Origin of the sequence: Brachyspira pulli, assembly GCF_036997785.1 — a bacterium.
In the GTDB taxonomy this organism is placed as follows: Bacteria; Spirochaetota; Brachyspiria; order Brachyspirales; family Brachyspiraceae; genus Brachyspira; species Brachyspira pulli.
Genome location: NZ_JAWLQI010000010.1, coordinates 1 through 23,559 on the forward strand (window position 1 = coordinate 1; position 23,559 = coordinate 23,559).

The 23,559-nt window shown below is 28.7% G+C and carries 23 protein-coding genes and 1 tRNA gene; 8 read left to right on the top strand and 16 right to left on the bottom strand.

The annotated features are described in order from the left end of the window. Positions 1-158: 158 nt before the first annotated feature. The 4 genes from R4K56_RS03695 (at position 159) to R4K56_RS03710 (ending at position 4,426) form a co-directional block, all read left to right on the top strand. On the top strand, positions 159-1,736 hold the full coding sequence (locus tag R4K56_RS03695) for a hypothetical protein (protein ID WP_335771896.1): 1,578 nt from the start codon (positions 159-161) through the stop codon (positions 1,734-1,736). Positions 1,737-2,137: 401 nt separating this feature from the next. Continuing rightward, on the top strand, positions 2,138-2,539 hold the full coding sequence (locus R4K56_RS03700; protein WP_335771897.1) for a hypothetical protein: 402 nt from the start codon (positions 2,138-2,140) through the stop codon (positions 2,537-2,539). A gap of 26 nt (positions 2,540-2,565) precedes the next feature. Next, complete coding sequence (locus R4K56_RS03705; protein ID WP_335771898.1) at positions 2,566-3,369, top strand: DUF2262 domain-containing protein; 804 nt, start codon at positions 2,566-2,568, stop codon at positions 3,367-3,369. Between the two features lie 283 nt (positions 3,370-3,652). Further along, complete coding sequence (locus R4K56_RS03710) at positions 3,653-4,426, top strand: DUF2262 domain-containing protein (protein ID WP_335771899.1); 774 nt, start codon at positions 3,653-3,655, stop codon at positions 4,424-4,426. A gap of 159 nt (positions 4,427-4,585) precedes the next feature. Here R4K56_RS03710 and hisD read toward each other — a convergent pair whose 3' ends face one another. Together hisD and hisG are read right to left on the bottom strand one after the other, a co-directional pair. Beyond that, positions 4,586-5,860, bottom strand: a complete 1,275-nt coding sequence (gene hisD / locus R4K56_RS03715; protein WP_335769055.1) for a histidinol dehydrogenase — start codon at positions 5,858-5,860, stop codon at positions 4,586-4,588. After that, positions 5,857-6,477: an ATP phosphoribosyltransferase gene (gene hisG, locus R4K56_RS03720; RefSeq protein ID WP_297297876.1), complete on the bottom strand. Its 621-nt coding sequence runs from the start codon at positions 6,475-6,477 to the stop codon at positions 5,857-5,859. The genes hisD and hisG overlap by 4 nt, the downstream gene beginning before the upstream one ends. Positions 6,478-6,743: 266 nt before the next feature. Here hisG and R4K56_RS03725 point away from each other — a divergent pair, with 266 nt between their 5' ends. Together R4K56_RS03725 and R4K56_RS03730 are read left to right on the top strand one after the other, a co-directional pair. Next, positions 6,744-7,235 (top strand): hypothetical protein, encoded by a 492-nt coding sequence (locus R4K56_RS03725; RefSeq protein ID WP_335771900.1) that lies wholly within the window; start codon positions 6,744-6,746, stop codon positions 7,233-7,235. Beyond that, complete coding sequence (locus tag R4K56_RS03730; protein ID WP_335771901.1) at positions 7,216-7,590, top strand: hypothetical protein; 375 nt, start codon at positions 7,216-7,218, stop codon at positions 7,588-7,590. Before R4K56_RS03725 ends, R4K56_RS03730 begins: the two co-directional genes overlap by 20 nt. Positions 7,591-7,825: 235 nt before the next feature. On the opposite strand, the gene R4K56_RS03735 is transcribed toward R4K56_RS03730, so the two are convergent. The 11 genes from R4K56_RS03735 to rpmG all read right to left on the bottom strand — a co-directional run bounded on the left by R4K56_RS03735 (position 7,826) and on the right by rpmG (position 20,353). Beyond that, the gene (locus tag R4K56_RS03735) at positions 7,826-8,767 is read right to left on the bottom strand and encodes a TDT family transporter (RefSeq protein ID WP_335771902.1); all 942 of its coding nucleotides are present in this window, start codon (positions 8,765-8,767) and stop codon (positions 7,826-7,828) included. A gap of 134 nt (positions 8,768-8,901) precedes the next feature. Beyond that, positions 8,902-13,104, bottom strand: a complete 4,203-nt coding sequence (gene rpoC / locus R4K56_RS03740) for a DNA-directed RNA polymerase subunit beta' (RefSeq protein WP_335759534.1) — start codon at positions 13,102-13,104, stop codon at positions 8,902-8,904. A gap of 19 nt (positions 13,105-13,123) precedes the next feature. Further along, positions 13,124-16,645, bottom strand: coding sequence for a DNA-directed RNA polymerase subunit beta (rpoB, locus tag R4K56_RS03745; protein ID WP_335756893.1), 3,522 nt, complete (start codon positions 16,643-16,645; stop codon positions 13,124-13,126). A gap of 136 nt (positions 16,646-16,781) precedes the next feature. Beyond that, positions 16,782-17,168, bottom strand: a complete 387-nt coding sequence (gene rplL, locus R4K56_RS03750) for a 50S ribosomal protein L7/L12 (protein ID WP_297296956.1) — start codon at positions 17,166-17,168, stop codon at positions 16,782-16,784. Between the two features lie 65 nt (positions 17,169-17,233). Beyond that, positions 17,234-17,758 (bottom strand): 50S ribosomal protein L10, encoded by a 525-nt coding sequence (gene rplJ, locus R4K56_RS03755; RefSeq protein WP_297296954.1) that lies wholly within the window; start codon positions 17,756-17,758, stop codon positions 17,234-17,236. A gap of 102 nt (positions 17,759-17,860) precedes the next feature. Then, positions 17,861-18,562, bottom strand: coding sequence for a 50S ribosomal protein L1 (rplA, locus tag R4K56_RS03760; protein ID WP_335771903.1), 702 nt, complete (start codon positions 18,560-18,562; stop codon positions 17,861-17,863). A 76-nt stretch (positions 18,563-18,638) separates the two neighbouring features. Continuing rightward, positions 18,639-19,061: a 50S ribosomal protein L11 gene (gene rplK, locus R4K56_RS03765; RefSeq protein WP_020004949.1), complete on the bottom strand. Its 423-nt coding sequence runs from the start codon at positions 19,059-19,061 to the stop codon at positions 18,639-18,641. Positions 19,062-19,108: 47 nt separating this feature from the next. Next, the gene (gene nusG, locus R4K56_RS03770; RefSeq protein ID WP_297296947.1) at positions 19,109-19,696 is read right to left on the bottom strand and encodes a transcription termination/antitermination protein NusG; all 588 of its coding nucleotides are present in this window, start codon (positions 19,694-19,696) and stop codon (positions 19,109-19,111) included. A 7-nt stretch (positions 19,697-19,703) separates the two neighbouring features. After that, a complete protein-coding gene (gene secE / locus R4K56_RS03775; RefSeq protein ID WP_335756895.1) occupies positions 19,704-20,024 on the bottom strand; it encodes a preprotein translocase subunit SecE in 321 nt (106 codons plus the stop codon). Positions 20,025-20,070: 46 nt separating this feature from the next. After that, positions 20,071-20,143 (bottom strand) — tRNA-Trp (locus R4K56_RS03780). Positions 20,144-20,176: 33 nt separating this feature from the next. Beyond that, the gene (gene rpmG / locus R4K56_RS03785) at positions 20,177-20,353 is read right to left on the bottom strand and encodes a 50S ribosomal protein L33 (RefSeq protein ID WP_008723772.1); all 177 of its coding nucleotides are present in this window, start codon (positions 20,351-20,353) and stop codon (positions 20,177-20,179) included. A gap of 228 nt (positions 20,354-20,581) precedes the next feature. On the opposite strand from rpmG, the gene R4K56_RS03790 reads away from it, so the two are divergent. Together R4K56_RS03790 and R4K56_RS03795 are read left to right on the top strand one after the other, a co-directional pair. Then, entirely contained in the window at positions 20,582-20,941 is a 360-nt protein-coding gene (locus tag R4K56_RS03790; RefSeq protein WP_335769050.1) for a CidA/LrgA family protein, read from the top strand. Positions 20,942-21,147: 206 nt separating this feature from the next. Continuing rightward, positions 21,148-21,858 (top strand): LrgB family protein, encoded by a 711-nt coding sequence (locus R4K56_RS03795; protein ID WP_335771904.1) that lies wholly within the window; start codon positions 21,148-21,150, stop codon positions 21,856-21,858. Here the strand turns inward: R4K56_RS03795 and R4K56_RS03800 are convergent, their stop codons facing one another. From R4K56_RS03800 to rbsK, 3 genes are all read right to left on the bottom strand, one after another. Then, on the bottom strand, positions 21,859-22,272 hold the full coding sequence (locus R4K56_RS03800) for a hypothetical protein (RefSeq protein WP_335756898.1): 414 nt from the start codon (positions 22,270-22,272) through the stop codon (positions 21,859-21,861). Between the two features lie 24 nt (positions 22,273-22,296). Then, positions 22,297-22,524 carry a hypothetical protein gene (locus tag R4K56_RS03805; RefSeq protein ID WP_335771905.1) on the bottom strand — a complete coding sequence of 76 codons (228 nt, stop codon included), beginning with the start codon at positions 22,522-22,524 and terminating at the stop codon, positions 22,297-22,299. A gap of 155 nt (positions 22,525-22,679) precedes the next feature. Beyond that, complete coding sequence (gene rbsK, locus R4K56_RS03810; protein WP_335771906.1) at positions 22,680-23,552, bottom strand: ribokinase; 873 nt, start codon at positions 23,550-23,552, stop codon at positions 22,680-22,682. Positions 23,553-23,559 lie beyond the last annotated feature (7 nt).

A 23,559-nucleotide genomic window follows, 5' to 3' on the forward strand; every position in this document is an offset into this window, starting at 1 on the left:
TTAAAAAACAAAATTGATAAAATATAATTGTTTATATATATGCTGAAATATTACATTTTATAAAAAATTCTTCTTTAACTTCATTATTTACTAATAAATTTGACAGAATAAAAAAAATAATTATACTACATAAAAAATATTGTTAATAGGTTGGTTTTATGAAAAATAGTATTGGTAATGAAGAAAAAATAAGAAATAAATTTGAAGAAATGTTTTCTCGTGAAAATAATAAGGAGGCATTTCTTGATTATTTTTATGGAAGATCAAATAGCTGCCCTACTTTAAGTAAAAATTATCTTTATTATGCAGAAGAAATTTTCAAATTTTATTTTGATGAAAACACTTCAAAAGAAGATAAAGAAGTACTGTTTAGGTATGCCAAAGTAATAATTAAAGATATATATAAAGGTAAGCCTAACCCTAATTATATAATAATTACTACTTATATGATTGTAAGATTATGTTCTGGGGAAGATTTAGAAAAAGTTTTAATAGAAAGTTATAATATTGATATTGAAGAAAGAGATATACATGATAAAAAATATTCTAAATCTCAGTTAAAAAATAATAAGGGATATGGATACATAAAAATACAAAATAAGAATTTTAATAATTTTTTAAAATTAGAAAATTATATAGGTAAAGAGTTTAATCAATATTTAGAAAAAGTAAAAAATGATAGTAAAGTATTATTAGAAAAAGAGCCTCATTTATTATTAACTATTTTGGTATATATCATAAATAGATATGACGATAAAAAACTCATTAAACAATTATTAAATTATATAGACTTACTAAAAATCAATGATGAAGAAACTATATCATTACTTTTTACTATAGTCGATAAAGATGAAGAAGTTTATAAAAGATTAATGAATATTTTAAATAAAGATAATAATATAATATATTTTATTGTAAATTTAGATTCTGTAATGATAAGCAATATAGAATTATGTAAAAGATTCTTTAAAAAATATTCAGAAGATCCATCATATCATTATTTTGAAGCAAGAGAAGTTGCAGATGAATATTTAGAAATATGCTCTTTCCCTAAAGAATATATCTTCTTAAACAAAATATATTGCGGAGGAAATACCAATTGTACTTCATCTTTAACAGTAGAATTAAAAAAACTATATGATGAAGACAAAACAACATTTTATAAACTTTATGAGATAATAGAAAAATCAAAATTAGAATGTTTATATCTTGATTATGTTGTGCTTTCATCAATTATGCTTGCCGTGAATGATAACAAATATAATATAGATACCAATTCTATTTTATCAAAGTTAAAAGAAATCTCTGTAGAGTTATTAACAAAAAGAGAAACTATTAAAAGTTTCGATGACATCATTTCTAAAAGAATTAAATATATAAAAGAAAAGCCTAATGGCAGTTATAGTCATTATTTATCAGCTATAATGTTATTTGACGAAATAAATGAAGAAGCATTAAAAATTACTGATATATTATTAAAATATTATGTAACATACATCAAAATTTATATTTATATTCAGAAAATATTCTATAATAAAAATATTTTAGAAATTAAAGAAAAATTAGTTAATGAAAAAGAGGTACAATTAAAAAATATATATTTATTTATAAAGTCAGAAGATGATATTATAACTCTTATAAAAAAACAATTTAGAAGAAACAAAAAATATTATAAAAGAAGAATCATTCATAATTTCTATAACAGAAAATACCAAATGTACTATATCATTCATTAATGCCATTTTCAGTGATGAATTAAGGAGTTTAATAGATAATAAATTTGATTTTATTTTCAAAGTTATTGATACAGCAAGAGATCAAAACATAAAAAATCACTGCATATTAATAATAAAGAATTACGGAATTTCTATAAGAAGTGAAGTAGAAAAATTAGCAGTTGAAGGAAAAAAATCATCGATAAAAAATTTATCAAGAAATAATTAAATATTGGGACTTACAAAAAATTGATGCTGATTTCAAATTCAAAAGTATTGATGAAATAGAAGAATATGTAAATAAACAGTATAATAAAGAACATGAAAGTTTAATAAAAGATATAGACAAAAATATACTTTCTAATATTCTTTTAAAAGACAAGAAAACTGCATCTCCATTAAAAATAGTTAAGTATGTGTTTATGGAATATGCTGCATTAAAAGAACCTTCTATATTAAAAGACTGCAATAAAATAGCAGAGTTTTTTGATATTGATTCATTTAGAAATGCACTTGATGATATATATTCTAATTGGATTAAAAATAAATCGAATACAGAAATTAAAAATATATTTGTTCAATATAATAATTTGACTGAAGATAAACTCTTACAATTAAAAACACAAATTGAAGATTGGGCATCAAATGATATGAATGATAGTGAAGAATTAGCAGCTTATGCAGTATATGCTATGGCTTTGAATGGAAGCAGCTTTGCATTATCATTAATAAATAAAATATATTTACAAGTTAAAAATAATAAGGTTAAAAAGGCCGCTAAAAATGTATTAAAAAAGGCCGGCAAAGTATTAGATATACTATAATAAATACTAAATAATAGGATATAAAAATGGACAAAGAAATTGAAGATTTTAATAAAAATTTTGATGAAGAAATTTTTGACATAGCATTCGTTTTAAAAAAGCAAAATTTATCCGCTGGTAAGTCAAAAGGAAAATATTATACTCTATTGGTATCTGCAATTGCATATAAAAATATTATCACCAATGAAATTATAGAAAATGAAAATTTACTTATAGTAAAAGAAATTGAAGATACCAAACATTATTTTCAAATATTCAGAAACAAAACAATAGTAAGATTAAAAGTAAGAAAAGAAAAAGATTCATCTGGTTTATATATTAGATTCCTGCTTGAAGATATTATTGATACCAACTATAAAGATAATGATTTAAATATTATATTAGAAGAATATTCTAAGCCTGTTTATTATAAAGATGAAGAATTAGGAAATTTTGAGCTTGATAAGTCTATAGACATGTTTAGTAAAAATATAGAGTGGAATGATGATAATATTTCAGTTCTATTTAAAAATATTGATGAAGAAGTCAATAAAAAAAGTGCTGATATAATCGAAAAAATATTTGCTAGTAAAAAAGATATTGACAAAAAACTAAAAGACTATATATCAGAAAACATGCTTGAAGATGCCAACAGCTGGAACGATGATGATGACAAACCTAATATAAACAAAGAAGAGTTTATAAAATTAATAACATTAACATCTATAAATATTATATACGAAGATAATATAACATTTTATTTTGATGACGGCGATATTTTCTCTGGACATGTAATAGCAGTAGATAGCGACTATGATTTTAATTTTGCAGAGCCTTATATAATAGGATAATTAATTTTTAATTTACTTACCGCACGCTAAATAAAGCTTAAAATATAAATTTATATATAATTCAAATTTTATTATATATTAAATTTTACTTACCGTGCGTTAGATAAATTATAAACTTAATTAACACTTGGGCGGGTGCTATAATTTCTAAATAAGTTATAAAGATAGTGAATATTAAAATTTAAAAGTTAGTTATAAAGAATAAAGGGCGGGGTATTAAAAGTTTTAAAATTTATTATTGATATTTTATATTAGCATATTACAATATTAACAGGATATATAAATGGATAAAGAAATTAAAGATTTTAATAAAGATTTTGATGATGAAATTTTTGACATGGCATTCGTACTTAAAAGATCATGCTGTAAATATAATAAAATACCTTGGGATAAATATTATACTTTATTCGTTTCAGCTATAGCTTTAAAAAATATTGCCGCTAATGTCATTATAGAAAACACTCATATTATCATTAATAAAAAAGTTAAAGAACCTGAAGAATATTTAAAAATTCTTAAAGATGATAGCATAGTAAAATTAAAGGTGAGAAAAGAAAAAGATCCTGACGATTTCTATATTAATTTTTTACTTGAAGATATAGTTGATAGTAATTATAAAGATGATGATTTAAATAGCATATTAGAAAAATATTCAGAGCTTATTTATTATAAAGATGAAAAATTAGGCGATTTTTTGCTTAATAAGGATATAAACAGTTTTAAGAAAGAGATGACTTGGACTGACAGTAATATTTTAATTTTCTTTGATAATATTGACGAAGAGTTTAATAAACAAAGCGTTGATATAATCAAAAAAATATTCTCTAATAAAAAAGATATTGACAGTAAATTAAAAGAGTGTGCGGCAGAAAGTATATTTAAGCCTCATCATATAGACAAAGAAGAATTCAAAAAATCAATAAGTTTAACATCTATAAGCATAAATTCTAAAAACTGCATAACATTTTATTTTGATGATGTTGACGGACATACAATACCAGTAAATAGTGATTGGGATTTTAATTTTAAACCTATTACTGAACTAATGTTTTTTTAAATTCGCATATTTCTTTCCGCATGTAGAACGAATTTAAAATATAAGTTCATATATAATTCAAATTTTATTGTATTATATAAATTTTACTCACCGTGCGTTAAAGAAATTCTAAATCTACTCAACACTTGGGCGTGTGCTATAATTTCTAGATAAGTTATACTAAAATCTTATTCTTACAGAATTGGCATGTGCTTCCAAACTTTCATGCTCTGCAAAATTAATTACATTATCTTTTACTTTCTCTAATGCATCTTTAGTGTAGTATGTAATATAAGATTTTTTTATAAAGTCATCTACCGATAATGGAGAAGCAAATTTAGCTGTTCCGCTTGTAGGTATTACATGATTTGCACCTGATAAATAATCTCCCAATGCTTCTGGAGTATAATCACCCAAGAATATTGAACCAGCATTTTTTACTTTGCTTAATACAGAGAAAGGATCTTTTATACTTATCTCTAAATGCTCCGGAGCTATTTCATTGCTTATATATATTGCTTCATCTATAGTTTCAGTTATTATTATTCTGCCGTTATTTTCTATAGATTCCATTGCTATATCTTTACGGCTTAATTTTTCTAATTGTTTGTATAATTCTTCTTTTGTTTTTTCTGCTATTTCTTTAGATGTTGTAATTAATATACTTGAAGCTAATTTATCATGTTCAGCCTGTGCAAGCATATCAGCAGCTATATGTATAGGATTTGCAGTTTCATCAGCTATTATTAATACTTCGCTAGGACCAGCCACCATATCAATAGATACTTCACCAAAAACCAATCTTTTAGCCATAGCAACATATATATTTCCTGGGCCTACTATTTTGTATACTTTTGGAATAGATTCTGTTCCGTAACTTAAAGCAGCTATTGCCTGAGCACCGCCTGTTTTGAATACTCTGTTTACTCCGGCTACTTTTGCTGCAGCTAATATATTACTATTTATTTTTCCTTCTTTGTTTGGAGGAGATACTAATACTATTTCATTTACTCCAGCCACTTTAGCAGGTACAACATTCATAAGCAAACTTGAAGGATAAACTGCAGTACCTCCGGGAATATAAACTCCAACTTTTTCTATTGGATTTATAATCTGTCCCATTACTATTCCGTCTTCTTCATTTGTTATATAACTATTTCTTAATTGTTTTTTATGAAACTTTTCTATATTGTTATAAGCTAGTTTTAATGTTTCTTTAAACCTTTCATCTATGTTTTTATATGCTTCATCTATTTCTTCTTGTGTAACTTCTAAATTCTCTATTTCTGCATTATCAAACATTTTAGCGTATTTTTTTAATGCATTATCTCCGTTTTGTTTTACATCTTCTAATATAGCTTTTACTTTTTCATTTATATCATCATGACTGAATTGGCTTCTTAATAATATATCATCTAATGATTTGCATTCTTTATAATTAATAGTCTTTATCATAATACTTCCTCTATATTTTTAACTATTGTTTTAATTAATTCATTTTTAAATTTATAGCTTACTTTATTCACTATAAGTCTAGCACTAATATAATCAATGATTTCTTTTATAACCGTAAGATTATTTTCTCTTAAAGTGCTTCCTGTCTCTACTATATCAACAATAACATCGGAAAGATTTAATATTGGAGCTAACTCAATGGAACCATTTAATTTTATTATTTCAACATCTCTGTTTATAGAATTAAAATAATTCTTTGATATATTAACATACTTTGTAGCAACTCTTAATCTTCTTTCAATATCCTCTTTATATCCATTCACAGAAGCCATACAAACTCTGCATTTACCGAATTTCAAATCAAGAAGTTCGTATACATCATGATTATTTTCAAGAAGTATATCTTTCCCTACAATTCCAATGTCAGCAACACCTTTCTCAACATATATTCCAACATCAGAAGGCTTTACTATTAAATACCTTACATTTTTATCTTTATTTTCAAATACTAATTTTCTATTATCTTCTAATAGTTCTTTATTCTCATAACCTATTTTCTCAAAAAGGTTATAAACTTTATTTACTAATCTTCCTTTAGGTAATGCTATATTAATCATATTTATATCTTTTTATTTAATTTTTATTAAAATATTTGAAAGATATTATAATATATGAGAAACATTTTTTCAAATAGTAATATATAAAAAGTTTTAGCTATAATGTATTTTATATAACAATTGCAATTTTTTATATATTGAATTATTATTTTATTACAGTATTTGCATTCGCTATTATAAGTTAGCCAATTTAAACAAAATTATTGTCTAATTTATATTATTTAATAAAACATTATTATTTTCACATTAAAGGAATTAATTTCATAATGTTAAAATTACAGACTAGAAAAAGAAATATAAAAGTAAATAAAAATATTGAAAAAAGAATTAGTAATTTTAATAAAATAATCAATTTTTATAGGTTTGATAATGATGTAATTAATGATAAAATAGTTGATTTTGTAACTATGTTAAATAATAATATAAAAAAAATAGAAGAAATAAAAAAACTTGAATATAATTGGAATGATAATGAAGCAGAACCTATAGATAAAACAATTTGTGATAATGTTTTAAATATTATATATGAAGTTATAATACAGCCAAAAATATTTCCAACAGCTAATGACAGCATACAATTAGAATATTATGATAAAAATGACAGAAATAAATATTTAGAATTTGAGGTTTTTAAAGATTATATTAATGTTTATGAAATTTTATCTGATTCTAAGGAAAAATCATATATAATTAATTCAATGAATACAAATAAAATTAATTCTATAATTATGGATTTTTATGAACTTAATAGAAAATAATGAAGAAATTTTATATAGGAAAATACATCCAGCATCTATATTTTGGGATAATGAACATAACAGACCTTCTTCGGCAGCATATAAAGATAAAAAAGGTTTATCAGTTGATAGATTAGGCGATAGAGAAGAAAATGAAGTTATTAATTCATTTATTAATAGATTTGGAATGGATAAAGTAAAATCTGTAGTAAAGATTTCTGTTAGAATCTGTAAAGAATTAGAATTATATCCTATTTATAAACCAAGTTTGAATAATGAATATCATGCTGAAATACATGATTCTGAAAATCGAATTGAAATATCTCAATCTAAAGCTAAAAAACTATCAGAAAATGTTCAAATAGTCTTTTTATAAAATATTCATTTTTACCAACAATTTTCATCTGCATAGATTTACATTTAGTTCAGTCTCATTACTAAATATTATACTAACAATATAACTATAATTTTTTATACATAACTAAAAATAAAATATTTTTTCAAATAGTAATATATAAAAAGTTTAACTATTAAAGTATAGAATATTACTTATTTTTATTAATAAACAAATGCATTTAGATAAATACAATATTTTAATATAAAAAATAATATTACTTATTATCCTTTATAACATTGTTATGAACAAAGAACATCATATTTAAAAATACATAAATAATCATCATACTTGCAACTATAAGTTCAAATATAGAAATGATATTCCATATATAAAAATACTGTCCATTAACACTTTTAGAATAATTAGCATATTTTAATAATGCTTGAGCACCTACAGCCAAAGGAAAAGTATAAGCCGCAAATAAAGGTATAAATTTTATTTGAAAAGCTCTTATAAGAGATAAACATACTTTGAATGTAGTAAATAATCCCAATGCTAATAGGAAATTAAGCAAAGCAGTATTATAATCAGTAAATGCTGTTAAATAACCGCAAAGACAAAGATTGGCAGGAGCTCCCATTACAGCAAATGCAGGAAATCTGTCATCAGCTAAAGGATCATGAAATATTATTCTATAAAATATAAAAGGGAATAATATAATATAAAGAACAGTACCTATATAAACTATTACTTGAGATACTTGAGGGAATCCCATATTAGATCCAGTAACAGCAGCAACCACTATACCAACAGGAGGAACAAACCAGCTAGGAAGTATATGATGCAAATCTTTTAAATTAATTCTATGAGCTAAAAATGTGAATGCAAATATTACATGAACTGCAATTGCTGTAAACCACATAGCAACCCCAAGGGGTTTTACAAATTGCACTACTGAAGATGATATTACCATAACCGCCATATCAAGAGTAGGAATTGTACTTCCAGCAACTGGGTGTTCTAAATCATTAAGAAAATCTCCAAATGATGAAAATATTTTTGTTATAATAGTTAAAATTAAAATAGATGAAATTAAAGCACCTACATAAGCAAAATATTTAATACCAGTAAATATAGTCCAAGCATTAAATATTCCACCAACGCCAAGTGCTAAACCAGTTAAAGCCAAAGGCATTTTATTAATTTTTCTTATCATTTTTTATTACACTTTATTATTTAGATTTTTGAATTATTCATTATTAAGACTTTAAAAAAGGAAATTGATAATCAATATAATTAAAGAGGTTTCCATAAATACTTATGAAAACCTCTTAATTTAATAGAATCAAATCACACAGTAATTTGTGGTATTTCTTCTTCTTTAGCAGAATTATCTACATTTTCTCTCTTATCTAAATCTCCGCTTTGTTTGTTATAAACATGGAGTTTGTTATACATTTTAACACCAGTACCAGCAGGTATTAAGTGTCCTATAATAACATTTTCTTTTAATCCAAGCAACTTATCAACCTTACCCTTAATAGCAGCATTAGTTAAAACTTTAGTAGTTTCTTGGAAGCTAGCAGAAGATATAAAGCTTTCTGTATTAAGAGCAGCCTTAGTCAAACCTAAAAGCACTGGCTTACCGCTTGCAGGAGAACCGCCGGCTTCTTCATAACGTCTGTTTTCTTCTTCAAATTCGTATTTATCAACATACTGTCCAACAATATATTTAGTATCGCCTGGATCTGTTATTTCAAGTCTTCTTAACATCTGTCTAATGATAATAGCGAAGTGCTTATCATTAATACCTACACCTTGCTGTTTATATACTCCCTGAATTTCTTCAAGCAAGTAAGTTTGTAATGCTAAATCACCTTGAGTTTCTAATATATCATGAGGGTTTATTTTACCAGCACATAATTGAGCACCAGTTTCTACATAGTCGCCATTTCTTACTAGAAGCATTTTACCATGAGGAACTAAATGTTTAGTTTCATCAAATTCGTTTCTAATTTTAACTACTTTCTTACCCTTATGAGAACCTCCGATTTCAACCACACCATCAATACCAGCAATAATAGCAGTATCTTTAGGCTTCTGAGCTTCAAGCAATTCTTGTACTCTTGGAAGACCTCCTGTAATATCCCTACTCTTTTGCTGTATACGAGTTGTTTTAGCGATGATTTCACCAACCTCAACTCTTTGGTTATTATCAACCATAAGCTGAGCACCATTAGGTATGTCAGTTTCAAAAGTATCATTATCACCAACAATCAAAATCTTAGGCTGCATACTAGCATCTTTAAACTCTTGAATTATATTAGTTTTATTACCTGTTTGATCGTCTATAGATTCAACCAATGTTCTTCCAGGTATGATATCCTGCCATCTAACAATACCAGATTTTTCAGAAATGATAGGTTCGTTATAAGTGTCGAAGCTAGCTATTACAGTATTAGGTTCTATGAATACATGTTCTTCAACTTTATATTCACTACCAACTTTAATAGAAATGCTGTGATCAACACCTGTAACCATAACATATTTATCATCATCAGTAATAATGAAAGTACCATTATGTGTAGCTTTTATTTCTGCACCGTCTTTATCATAACCTATAACATCACCTATAAGTATCTTAGCATAATTTTCAAATAATACTTCTTTGAAAGATGCTTTCTCAAATTTCTCTAATACACGTCTAATTACTAAATCACCTTTTCTAGCAGTGATTTTAACACCATTAGGCTGTACAACATAGTTAGAGAATTTCTCTATGTATATAGGATAATTTACTTTTACTTCATTTTCCTCAACCATCTGAGTAGCAACACCACCGATGTGGAAAGTTCTCATTGTAAGCTGTGTACCAGGCTGACCAATACTTTGAGCAGCAACAACACCAACAGCCTCACCAATAGAAGCAAGGTTATTAGTAGATAAGCTTCTACCATAACATTTTTGACAAACTCCCATTCTACTTTCACAAGTAAGTGGGTGTCTTATTTTTATTTTTTCTATTCCTGCTTTTTCTATAACATCAGCAATTTCTTCTGTAATTTCAGTGTTAGCAGAACAAATAAGTTCTTTTGTAACAGGGTGATAAATATATTCATTACTAAAGAAACCAACAATACGGTTTTTAAGTGGGTCAATAATTTCGTCCCCTGATTTTATAGCCTCAATTTCAATACCTTTAACAGTACCGCAGTCATGCTCTGAAACAACAACTCCTATTGCAACGTCAACTAATCTTCTAGTCAAATATCCGGCATTAGAAGTTTTTAACGCAGTATCGGCAAGACCTTTTCTAGCACCGTGAGTAGAAATAAAGTACTCTTGTACAGTAAGACCTTCTTTAAAGTTTGATATAATAGGAAGTTCGATAATCTCTCCTGAAGGCTTAGCCATCAAACCTCTCATACTAGCAAGCTGTCTTATCTGCTGTTTAGAACCTCTCGCACCAGAATCAGCCATTATGTATACTGGGTTAAATCCGTCTTGGTCTTGTCTTAAATTATCCATCATAGCTTCAGTTATTTTACCTTCAACTGTAGTCCAAAGGTCGATAACTTTCTGCTTTTTCTCATCTGTAGTGATAACACCGTTTTGGTATTGGTTTTCAATGAACTCTACTTGTTTTGTAGCTTCTTCTATCTCATGCTTTTTCATTGGAGGGATAAGTATATCCGCAATAGAAATAGTAGATGAGAATATTGTAGCACTTTGATAACCAAGTTCTTTAATATCATCTAGCATATTAACAGTTACAGCTGTACCATGTTTTAAATATACTTCATGAATAAATTTAGCTAAATCTTTACTGTTAAAATCTCTATTCTGATATCTGAAATCTTCTGGAATAACTTCATTGAATTTTAATCTTCCAACAGAAGTTTCAAGGAATTTTTCCTCTCCATCTTTATCTTTCATCAAAACTTTAATTCTAGCTTCAAGTTCAATTAAATCATTATCATAAGCAAGCATAGCATCTTTAGGAGAAGCAAACATTTTTCCTTCACCTTTGCTGCCTGTTCTTAATTTAGTCAAATAGTTAATACCAAGTACTATATCCTGAGTAGGGTTAACAATAGGTTCTCCGTTAGCAGGGTTCAATATATTATGAGGAGCCAACATCAAAGTCCAAGCCTCAATTTGTGCCTCTGCTGAAAGCGGAGTATGTACTGCCATCTGGTCACCGTCGAAGTCAGCGTTATAAGCGTGACATACTAATGGGTGAAGCTGAATAGCTTTTCCTTCAACAAGTACTGGTTCAAATGCCTGTATACCTAATCTGTGAAGTGTAGGGGCTCTGTTTAATAGAACTGGGTGTTCTTTAGCTATTTCTTCTAAAACCTCCCAAACTTCATCTCTGCCCTCCTCTACATACTTCTTGGCAGTTTTTATATTATGAGCTGAATTATTTTCAACTAATTTTTTCATAATAAATGGTTTGAATAATTCAACAGCCATTTTCTTAGGAAGTCCGCATTGATGCATTTTAAGTCTAGGGCCAGCAACAATAACTGAACGGCCTGAATAGTCAACACGTTTACCTAAAAGGTTTTGACGGAAACGTCCTTGCTTACCTTTAAGCATATCAGAAAGAGATTTTAATGGTCTGTTACCTGGACCTTTAACTACTTTCTTACGTCTGCTATTATCAAATAAAGCATCAACTGCTTCCTGCAGCATTCTTTTTTCGTTTCTAATGATAATATCAGGAGCTCTTAAAACTAATAATCTTCTTAAACGTATATTTCTGTTTATAACTCTCCTGTAAAGGTCATTCAAATCTGAAGTAGCGAAACGTCCGCCGTCAAGCTGAACCATAGGTCTTAAATCTGGCGGTATTACTGGAACAACATCAAGTATCATCCAAGTAGGATCATTTCCGCTTGCTTTAAAGTCTTCAAAGATTTCAAGACGCTTTCTTAAACGTCTGTCACTCTTTTCACCTTTTTTAATCATTTCTTCTCTAAGCTTTTTGATTTCCTCGTCCATATCTAGGTCTTTAAGCATATCACGTATACCTTCAGCACCTATACCGATTCTGATATTATCACCGTATCTATCTAAAGCTTCATTATATTCATCTTCAGTCAATAGATCGCCTTTAGAATAAGCACTATCGCCTGGATCTATAACAACATATCTTTCAAAATAAAGTACGCTTCTCAAATGAGCGATATTCATATTAAGAAGAAGTCCTATTCTTGAAGGAGTATTTCTATAATACCAAATATGAGCAACAGGAGCAGCTAATTCTATATGTCCCATTCTCTCACGTCTTACCTTAAAATGAGTAACTTCAACACCGCATTTATCACAAACTACACCTTTATAACGAATGCTTTTAAACTTACCGCAGTAACATTCATATTCTTTAGTAGTTCCGAATATCTTTTCACAAAATAGTCCATCTCTTTCAGGTCTTAAAGTTCTGTAGTTAATAGTTTCAGGTTTTTTAACCTCACCATAACTCCAATCTCTCATAACCTGTGGGCTTGCTATACTAATTTTTATTTGGTCAAAGTTTGAAAATTGCATATACTTAAACTTCTCCTAATTATTTAAAAATCTGTGTTTTCTTTTTAGTTTTTTGTCTAAGTTCTTTTTCAGTAGAAGGAAGCTGATTGCCTTCTTCATCATGAATAGTAATATTAAGACCCAAACCTCTAAGCTCTTGAACTAATACGTTAAAGCTTTCTGGTATACCTGGAGAAGATATAACATCACCTTTAACTATAGATTCATATATTCTAGCACGTCCTGTCATATCATCTGATTTAACAGTTAAGAACTCTTGAAGCATATTAGCAGCTCCATAAGCCTCTAATGCCCAAACTTCCATCTCTCCTAAACGCTGACCTCCGAATTGAGATTTACCTCCCAAAGGCTGCTGAGTAACAAGTGAGTAAGGTCCTGTACTTCTAGCATGTACTTTGTCTTCAACCAAGTGATTAAGTTTAAGCATATACATGTATCCAACAGCAACATCATTCTTAAATGGTTCACCTGTTCTTCCATCATAAAGTCTAACTTTACCATTAGTATTCATACCGCTAAATTCAAATGCTTCTCTCAAAGCTTCTTCTTTAGGGCCCTCAAATACTGGACAAGCATATTTTAATCCCATTTTATGACCAGACCAACCGAGTAACATCTCAATTACCTGACCAATGTTCATACGTGAAGGTACACCTAATGGGTTAAGACATATATCTACTGGAGTACCATCTTCTAAGAATGGCATATCCTCTATAGGCATTATTCTAGCAACAACCCCTTTGTTACCGTGACGACCAGCCATTTTGTCGCCTTCCTGTATTATACGTTTTTTAGCAAGGAATACTTTTACTACTTCCTCTACTCCAGGCTTTAATTCATCTCCATTTTCCCTGCTGTAAACTCTTACATCTATAACTGTACCGTCTTTACCATGTGGTACTCTTAAAGAAGTATCTTTTACATCTCTTGCCTTCTCACCGAATATTGAGTGAAGAAGTCTGTATTCTGGTGTTATTTCTGTTTCTCCTTTTGGAGTTACTTTACCAACTAATATATCACCAGCTTTTACTTTAGCACCTATTCTTACAATACCTCTTTCATCTAAGTTTTTGAAAGCTGCCTCTGAAACGTTAGGTATATCTCTAGTAATATTTTCTCTGTCTAATTTTGTTTCGCGAGCTTCTGTTGAAAACTCTTCTATGTGTATGGAAGTAAATACATCTTCCTGAACTAATCTTCTGCTTAAAAGAATAGCGTCCTCGAAGTTATAACCTTCAAAAATCATGAATGCTGCGAGTACGTTTCTTCCTAATGCTAATTCACCATGATCTGTAGCAGGTCCGTCAGCTAAAAGTCCGCCAACTTTAACTACATCGCCTACATTAACAACTGGTCTTTGATGGTAGTTTGTATCTTGGTTAGTTCTTTGATATTTTACTAATTCATAAACATCTACATCATCATCGCTGTTTGGTTTTGTAGGTTTTACTCTTATTTCATCATGAACAACTTTAATAACTTTACCAGCTCTTTTTGCATGTACTGCTATACCAGTTCCAGGCTGACAAATTTTTGCCTCTACACCTGTTCCTACTATAGGAGCTTCTGGATACAATAAAGGTACACTTTGACGTTGCATGTTTGAACCCATCAATGCTCTGTTAGCGTCGTCATGCTCCAAGAATGGAATTAATGAGCTTGAAAGTGAAACGATCTGCTGAGGTGAAACGTCCATATACTGAACCTGATCTGGTGAAGAATATGGGAATTCACTTCTATATCTTGTTGATATTAAGTTTTCCTTAAATGTACCGTCATCATTTATAGGAGCGTTAGCATCAGCAATGTGGTATCTTTCCTCATCATGTGCTGTCAAATATTCTATTTCATCTGTTACTCTGCCGTCAATAACTTTTCTATAAGGAGTTTCTAAGAAACCATGTTTATTAATTTTAGCATAAGTAGCTAATGAAACTATAAGTCCGATGTTTGGACCTTCAGGAGTTTCAATAGGACATATTTTACCATAGTGAGTATGGTGTACGTCTCTTACTTCAAATCCTGCTCTATCTCTTGTAAGACCTCCAGGACCTAAAGCGTTTAATCTTCTTTTATGTGTAATTTCAGATAATGGATTGTTCTGATCCATGAACTGAGATAATTGGCTTGTACCATAGAATTCTTTTATTACTGCTTGTATAAGTTTAATGCTTACAAGTGATTGAGGAGTTACTGCCTCCATATCCTGCATTTGCATTCTTTCTTTAGCTATACGTTCCATTCTAGTGAAACCAGCTTTTATTTGTATAGCTAATAATTCACCAACGCTTCTTATACGTCTGTTACCTAAGTGGTCAATATCGTCTAATTGTTCTTCGTTAATAAATACTTTGATTAAGAAACGAATTGTTTCTACTATATCTTTATGTCTTAAGACTTTGTCTTGTTCGCTTTCTGGAAAATTTAATCTTTTATTGATTTTATAACGGCCTACATCACCTAAAGCATATAATTTAGGATCGAATACTAAATCATTACAAGTTTTTACAACGTTTTCTATTAAAGCAGGTTCTCCTGGTCTTATAACATTATAAATTTTTGTACATGCTTCTTCTTGGTTCTTTGTAGTATCTTTATCTAAAGTATTAATTATGGTAACATTGTCTTTTATCGCATCCATATTTAATACTGATATCTCTTTAATTCCGCTCATTAAAAGTCTTTCAGCAAGGTTTGTATTGATAAGTTCACCTGGGTTTAATATGATTTCGTCTGGGTTTTCTGTATCAAATACTGTTGAATAAGAACGTCTGCCTATTAAAGCTTCTTTTTTCTCTTCATCTGAAAGTTTTTCTAATGATATATTATCTATTTCATAAAATAATTTTAAAATTTCTTCATTAGTTGTGATACCAATAGCTCTTAAAAATACTGTAACAGGAAGTTTTTTCTTTCTGTCAATTCTAACATACATTATATCTTTTTTGGTATCAAGCTCAAATTCCAACCAAGTACCTCTGTCTGGAATAATTTTAGCCACAAACATGGCATCTCTATCACTTCTATTAAAAACAACACCTGGGGATCTATGAATCTGAGAAACTACAACACGTTCAGCACCATTGATAATAAATGTGCCTCTATCTGTCATAGCAGGTATATCACCAACAAAAATTTCTTGTTCTATTATTCTTTCTGGATCTCTTACTGTTAATTGTACTTTTATTTTAAAAGGATAAGCATAAGTTTTATCTCTTCTTCTAGCTTCTTTTTCCGATATTTTAGGGTCGCCTATAGAATAAGAAATAAACTCTATTTGCATTTTTTCATTTGATGCTACTATAGGGAATATTGAAGTCAATACTTCTTGCAATCCTTCATTTTTTCTTTTATGTTCAGGTACATCCTTTTGAAGGAAACTTTCATAAGACTCTTTCTGTATAGCAAGGAGATCAGGAGGTTCTATTACTGAAGCAGAACGTGAAAAGTTTACACGTCCATTTTCTATCCTATATTTTTTTGCGAACTCCACCCCTCGTTCTGGATATACTTTATTATCTATCTGAATATTATTGGCCATATTAAAAGATCTCCAAATTAAAACGCTTTTTGATTATATTGATTTGACTTAATACACTAATAAGAAGGGTACAAAAGCGTTATACCCTTCTTACTATATGAATCATTAAATGTTAATGATATATTTACAAAAATAATTATTTAACTTCAACTTTACCACCAGCAGCTTCTAATTGTTTTTTGATTGCAGCTGCTTCGTCTTTAGAAACGCCTGATTTAATTGTTTCTCCGCCTTTTTCTACAGCATCTTTAGCTTCTTTCAAACCTAAACCGCTAACAGCTCTAACTTCTTTAATAAGAGCAATTTTCTTGTCAGCTTCAAAACCTGTAAGAATGATATCGAATTCAGTTTTTTCTTCTTCAGCTGGAGCTGCACCGCCTGCTGCTGGAGCTGCTGCTACTGCTGCAACTGGCATAGCTGCTGTTACGTTAAATTCTTCTTTGATAGCTTCTACTAATTCATGAAGTTCAATAACTTTCATTTCTTTTATTGCTTGTAATATTTCTTCTTTTGTTAAAGCCATGGTTTATCTCCTTAAAATTGTTTAATAATTTTCTTTATTTTTATTAATTAATAAATATCAACAAATTATGCTGATTTTTTCTTTTCTTCTTCAACACTGTCAAGCACATAAGCAAGCTCTGATATAACGCTTTGCAAGCTGTTTGCGAAACCAGATATAGGAGCTTCGAGTGCTGTAACAAGATGAGATAGTAAAACTTCTTTTGGTGGAATATTAGCAACTACTTGTACTTGTGCTGGGTCAAGTAAATCTTCACCCATGTAACCACCTTTGATTTTTATCTTATCATTTTTCTTAGATGCTTCGCTTATTACTTTAGCAGCACCTGGAACGTCTTCCTTAGCAAATACTACTGCTGTAGGATTAACGAACATTTCATCTTTTACTTCTCTGCCTAACTCTTTTAAAGCAATATCAACTAAAGAGTTTTTACATATTTTCATTGAAGAAGAAGTCTTAGCTAATTCACGTCTTAAATCTGTAAGTTGTGCTACCGATACTCCTCTGTAATCAAAGAATACTAAGCCAGCACATCCTCCAATATTTTCTTTAAGAAATGATACTGTTTCAATGTTTTTCTTATTAGGCATACTACCACCTCTATTATATTAAACCATCTTATTATTACTATTCATATAATGGGATCACAAAATACGACTTCGCTAAATAAAATAGGTTTATCACTAAACTAATTACATTTTGATTTTTTTATGATCTATTTTTATACCTACACCCATTGTAGATGTAACGCCTACTGCTTTAATATATTCACCTTTTAAATCTGTAGGTTTTTTTCTTAAAATTTCATCATAGAATGCTTTAAAGTTTTCATTTAATTGCTCTAAAGTCATAGAAGCCTTACCTACACCCATTCTAACTATACCGTTTTTGTCAGCTCTGTATTCCATTCTTCCAGCTTTGAAACTTTTTACTGCTTGAGCTATATCAAGAGTAACTGTTCCAGTTTTTGGGTTAGGCATAAGACCTTTTCTACCAAGAATTTGTCCTAATTTACCTACTTCTTTCATCAAATCAGGAGTAGAAATAGCAACATCAAAGTCTGTATATCCGCCTTTAACTTTATCAATTAAGTCTTCAAAACCAACTTCCATAGCACCAGCTGCTTTAGCTTCATCAGCTTTTTCACCTTGTGCAAATACTACAACTCTTTTTTCTTTACCAAAAGCATTTGGGAAAGATAAAGTATCTCTTATTGAGTGTTTTGGTAATATATTAAGGTTAATTGTAACCTCAATAGTTTCATCGAATTTACAGGTAGCGTTTTTCTTAGCTAATTCAATAGCTTCTTCTACTGAATAGAGTTTTAATTTCTCTACTTGTTTACGTATAGCGTCGTAACGTTTGCCACCTATTTTTTTTTCTTTTGTAGCCATGTTATTTTCTTCCTTTTTTCAAACGTTTACTTCCATTTACTTACTAATAAATGGTATGCTTCTTAAAAAATATATATTATTCTACTTTAATACCCATAGCACGAGCAGTACCCGCAACTATTTTCTTTGCTGCCTCTATATCATTAGCTGACATATAAGCCATTTTCTCTTGAGCTATTTCTTCTAATTGCTTTTGATTAATTGTAGCAACTTTAGTTTTGTTAGGCTCTCCAGAACCTTTCTCAATACCTAATTTTTTCTTGATTAATGTAGAAGTAGATGTACCTTTTGTAACGAATGTATAAGTTTTATCTTCATACACTGTTATATAAGTATTTAATATTTGCCCTTTCATTTTAGAAGTTTTAGCATTAAAATCTTTAACGAAAGCTGCTATTTGTATCTGCTTCTGTCCTAATGCTGGTCCTAATGGTGGAGCAGGTGTTGCCTCTCCGCCTGGTATGCGAACCTTTACAATACCAACTACTCTTTTAGCCATTTTTACTACCTCTTAATTATTTATTTTATAAATTTATAATCTTTATCTTATAGTTTCTTTACTTTGTTAAACTCTAATTCTGTAGGAGTACTTCTTCCAAATATTTCTATTTTTACAGTTACTTTACCTTTATCAGAATTAATATTTTCTATAACACCATTTAAACCGTTGAAAGGTCCGTCTATTACTTGAACCTTCTCACCGATATCAAATTCCATTCCTATAATTTCATTTATCTCAGTCTTAGATTTTTCATCTCTATTTTCAAATATACGAGCAACATCACTTTCACTTAAAGGAGTAGGAACTATATTACCTTCTTCTTTTGTTGTAGCATGACTACCAATAAAACCAGCCACCCCAGGTGTTCTTCTAACCATAGCCTGAGTAGCATCTGTCATAATCATTTTTACTAAAACATATCCAGGATAAAAGAATTCTTCCTTAGATACTTTTTTACCATTTTTTGTAGAAGTAACTGTTTCTGAAGGTATATATATATCGACTATTAAATCAGTCATTCCATTTTCTTTAGCTCTTTTCTCTATACGCTCACGAACTTTATTTTCATAACCATGCTGAGTATGAACTATATACCATCTATAATCTTTTATATCAGCCATTTCTTCAGACATATTTTAATCACCTATTATATCTATTTTTTCTCATATAACGAATAGCAAAATACACAACAAATAAAACAACTACAGCCAATACTAAAACTAATGTAATTTTAGAAGATATTAAGCTACCCAAAATAGAACCATCTAATAAAGCCCTTACAACGAATGTTACAATATAATCTGCCGCACCTAAAAAAGCCGAAGCTAATATGAGCAAAATTATAACGACAACTGTTTGATTCATAACATCTTGTCTTGTAGGCCATACACTTCTTTCAAAAAGCTCTTTTTTTATCTCTTGTAAAGAAGTAAAAAAACTGTTTTTCTTTTTATCTGCCATAAAGCTACCTTAAACTGTATTATCTTAATCTTATAAGAAAAATAATCAGGTCAGACAGGAGTCGAACCTGCAACACTCGGTTTTGGAGACCGATGCTCTGCCAATTGAACTACTGACCCAAATTTATAAACATCTTATTAAAAAATAAGTATTTATCTTGATACTTTTAATTCCTTATGAATTGTGTGCTTTTTATCATGAGGACAATATTTTTTTAATTCTAATTTTTCTGGAACATTTTGTTTATTTTTAGTTGTTATATAATTTTTTCTTTTACATTCTGTACATTGAAGATGTATTTGCTCAGTTTTTACTTTAGCACCTGCCATTTTTTGCTCCTTAAATTTAAGTTAAACAAATTTAGATGACCTATAATTTACAAGGTATTCTATTATACTACGAAAAAAATTTTATGTCAACAAGAAATATAATATTTTTATATTTAAACATTATTTTTTACAGTACTTTACTATTGAAAATAATGTTTAAATATATATAATTTATACCAAAAAATTTTATAAAAAATAATTGACTATATACAATTAATGGAATGAAAAATGAAACTCATAAAACAATTCACAATCATATTCGCTGTATACTCTGTGGCAGATATATTAAGTAAGTCATTAAAACTTCCAATACCTGGAAATGTAATAGGTATGATATTATTATTCATACTTCTGTTATTAGGAATAATAAAAGAAAGTCATATAAATGAAGCTAGTGATATATTAATAGCTAATATGTCATTATTATTTATACCGGGAACATTAGCTATAATGGACGAATACAAATATGTTAAAGATGAAATTATACCTTTTGTTATAATATGCGTCTTTATGGTAATAGTAATTATGGCATCAACAGGATTATCTGCACAGCTTTTTGAAAAATTATTTTCTAAATTAAGAAAATAATTAATTTTAAGAAAGTTTATAAACAATAAAAAACATAATGATAAAAATAATCAATCAAACTACAAGTAATTAAATTGCTTTGAAGTATTAAGTAATACAATTGCATATAGAAAAAATAAATAGCAATAAATAAGTAAAGACGGCAAGCAATGAAATTACTTTGAACTATTTGGCTTTGTCGAGCATAACAATAATAAGGACTTAATATGAAAGAATTATTTATACAAAACCCTATAATACCAATAGTAATAACTTTAATAGCTTATATAATAGCATATACAATATATATAAAAACTAAATTACCCGTATTAACTCCATTGGTAACAAGCGTTATATTGGTTGGTTTTTCTTTATATTTTATGCAAGTACCTTACAGTGTTTATAATGAAAGCGGCGGAAAATTTATCAATGCTATGGTAGGGCCTGCAACTGTTGTTTTGGCTTTGCCTATATATAGAAACCTTCCTATACTTAAAGCTAATCTTGCAGTTATATTGATAAGTATAGCTATTGGAAGTACAATAGGAATAACTGGAATATTTATATCTGCAAAACTATTTGGAATATCTGAAGCATTATTCCCTTCCCTATTGACTAAATCTGTTACTACTGCAATCGCCGTTGATATTACTGCCAATATGGAAGGAATGAAATCTATAACTGTTTTATCCGTTATAATATCCGGAGTTGTAGGTGCAATAGTAGCCCCTTTTGTATGCAAATTATTTAGAATAAAATCTCCTCTTGCAATTGGTCTTGCTATAGGTACTTCTTCACATGCCGTTGGTACAAGCAAAGCAATAGAAATGGGAGAAACTGAAGGGGCTATGTCTGGTCTTGCTATAGGTGTTGCAGGTGCTTTAACTGTTGTACTTCTTCCAATATTGTATAAATTGCTTTTAATGATATGGAGTTAATTATCTTATATTTGATTCCATTATATTTATGATATCATTATCTTTAAAATACACACTGAATGTATTTTCATCATCTCCGCAATCTACCTTGGATTCTATACTGCCGTCTTCATTTATTTTTATTAGTATTTTATATATATCAATATTATTATACCATTCATCATCTACATCTATAAACATGAAATCACCATAAGCATTCTTTAATGTTTCTCTTGAATCTGACAATACTTTCACATGTTCTTTTAAATTATTGATAATATCTTCCAGTTTCCAAGACTTATGAATACCTATATCAAATAATGTTTCTAATTCTTTTCCAAAAACTTTCATAGGTTTGAATACTTTATATAATTCCCAATCATCTTCACTTATATTCGCATCAGCAACATCAACTAAATCTTCTATATTAATCATAATACTCCCCCACAATTTAATACTCTATTTATTAAACTTTTTATTTATAAAATATAATGATGGTATTGTTATACTAGAAAACAATATAACACTATAAAGAATATTTTCTGCATTGTTTAAAACTTTATATTCAACTATTGCATTTCCTTTTCTAAAAGGTGTAGGCTTACTGTCTCCATCAGGACCTTTACATTCTTTCTCAGAAAACATCACAAAAAGCATAAATGATAATATAAATAAACATTTCTTCATAATAATCTCTTTATTATATATAAAATTTTAGTATATTAAAAAAATTTAATAAGTCAACAGATAATGACATTTGAATCAAAAAATTATTATTTATAAAAAAAATCAGGCTAAAAAATAGCCTGATTTTATAATTGTTTACAGAGAATATTATTAAATTACCACTTTCTACTAATGACTTCATCGTAAGTAGGTATTGAATCTATAGCACCTTTTCTAGTAACTGTTATATTAGCAACTTTGGTAGCGAACTCAATAGCTTCTTCTATACTTTTTCCATCAGCAATAGTTCTAACAACACCTCCTAAGAAACTATCACCTGCCGCAGTAGTATCAACAACATTAACGTCATAAGCATTAAAATGTTTTCTGCTATCATTGGTTATCAAATCGCATCCATCATCACCTAAAGTTAATATTATATTTTTTACTCCGCATTCAAAAATATAATCTATACCGCCTATAATATCTATTTCTGTTTCATTTGGTATTAAAATATCAATACAATTTAAAAACTCCTTATCAAGTTGAATTGCCGGAGATGGATTTAATACCACAATCTTACCTAATTTTTTACCAATACTAGCTGCATACTTTGCTATTTCTAATGGTATCTCAAGCTGCATAACTATTATATCAAATGAAGATATCAATTCTTCTTTAATATCATCTTTAGTAATTAAAGCATTAGCCCCTTGTGCTACTACAATATGATTTGAACCAGTTTCAGTTACTGTTATTAATGCTATGCCTGTAGAAGAATTATTTTTTACTATTACATTATCTGTATTAACATTATTTGAAGATAATGCATTTAATAAATCTTTACCAAAACTATCATCTCCAACAGCCCCAAGCATACTAACTTTTCCGCCTAATTTTCCTATAGCACATGCTTGATTGGCACCTTTTCCTCCATTGCTTGTAGTAAAACTATTTCCAAGTATAGTTTCTCCTTCTTTAGGGAAACGTGGTGTATTAACAACCAAATCTTTATTTATACTCCCTATTACCAAAATACTTTTACTCACATCTTAC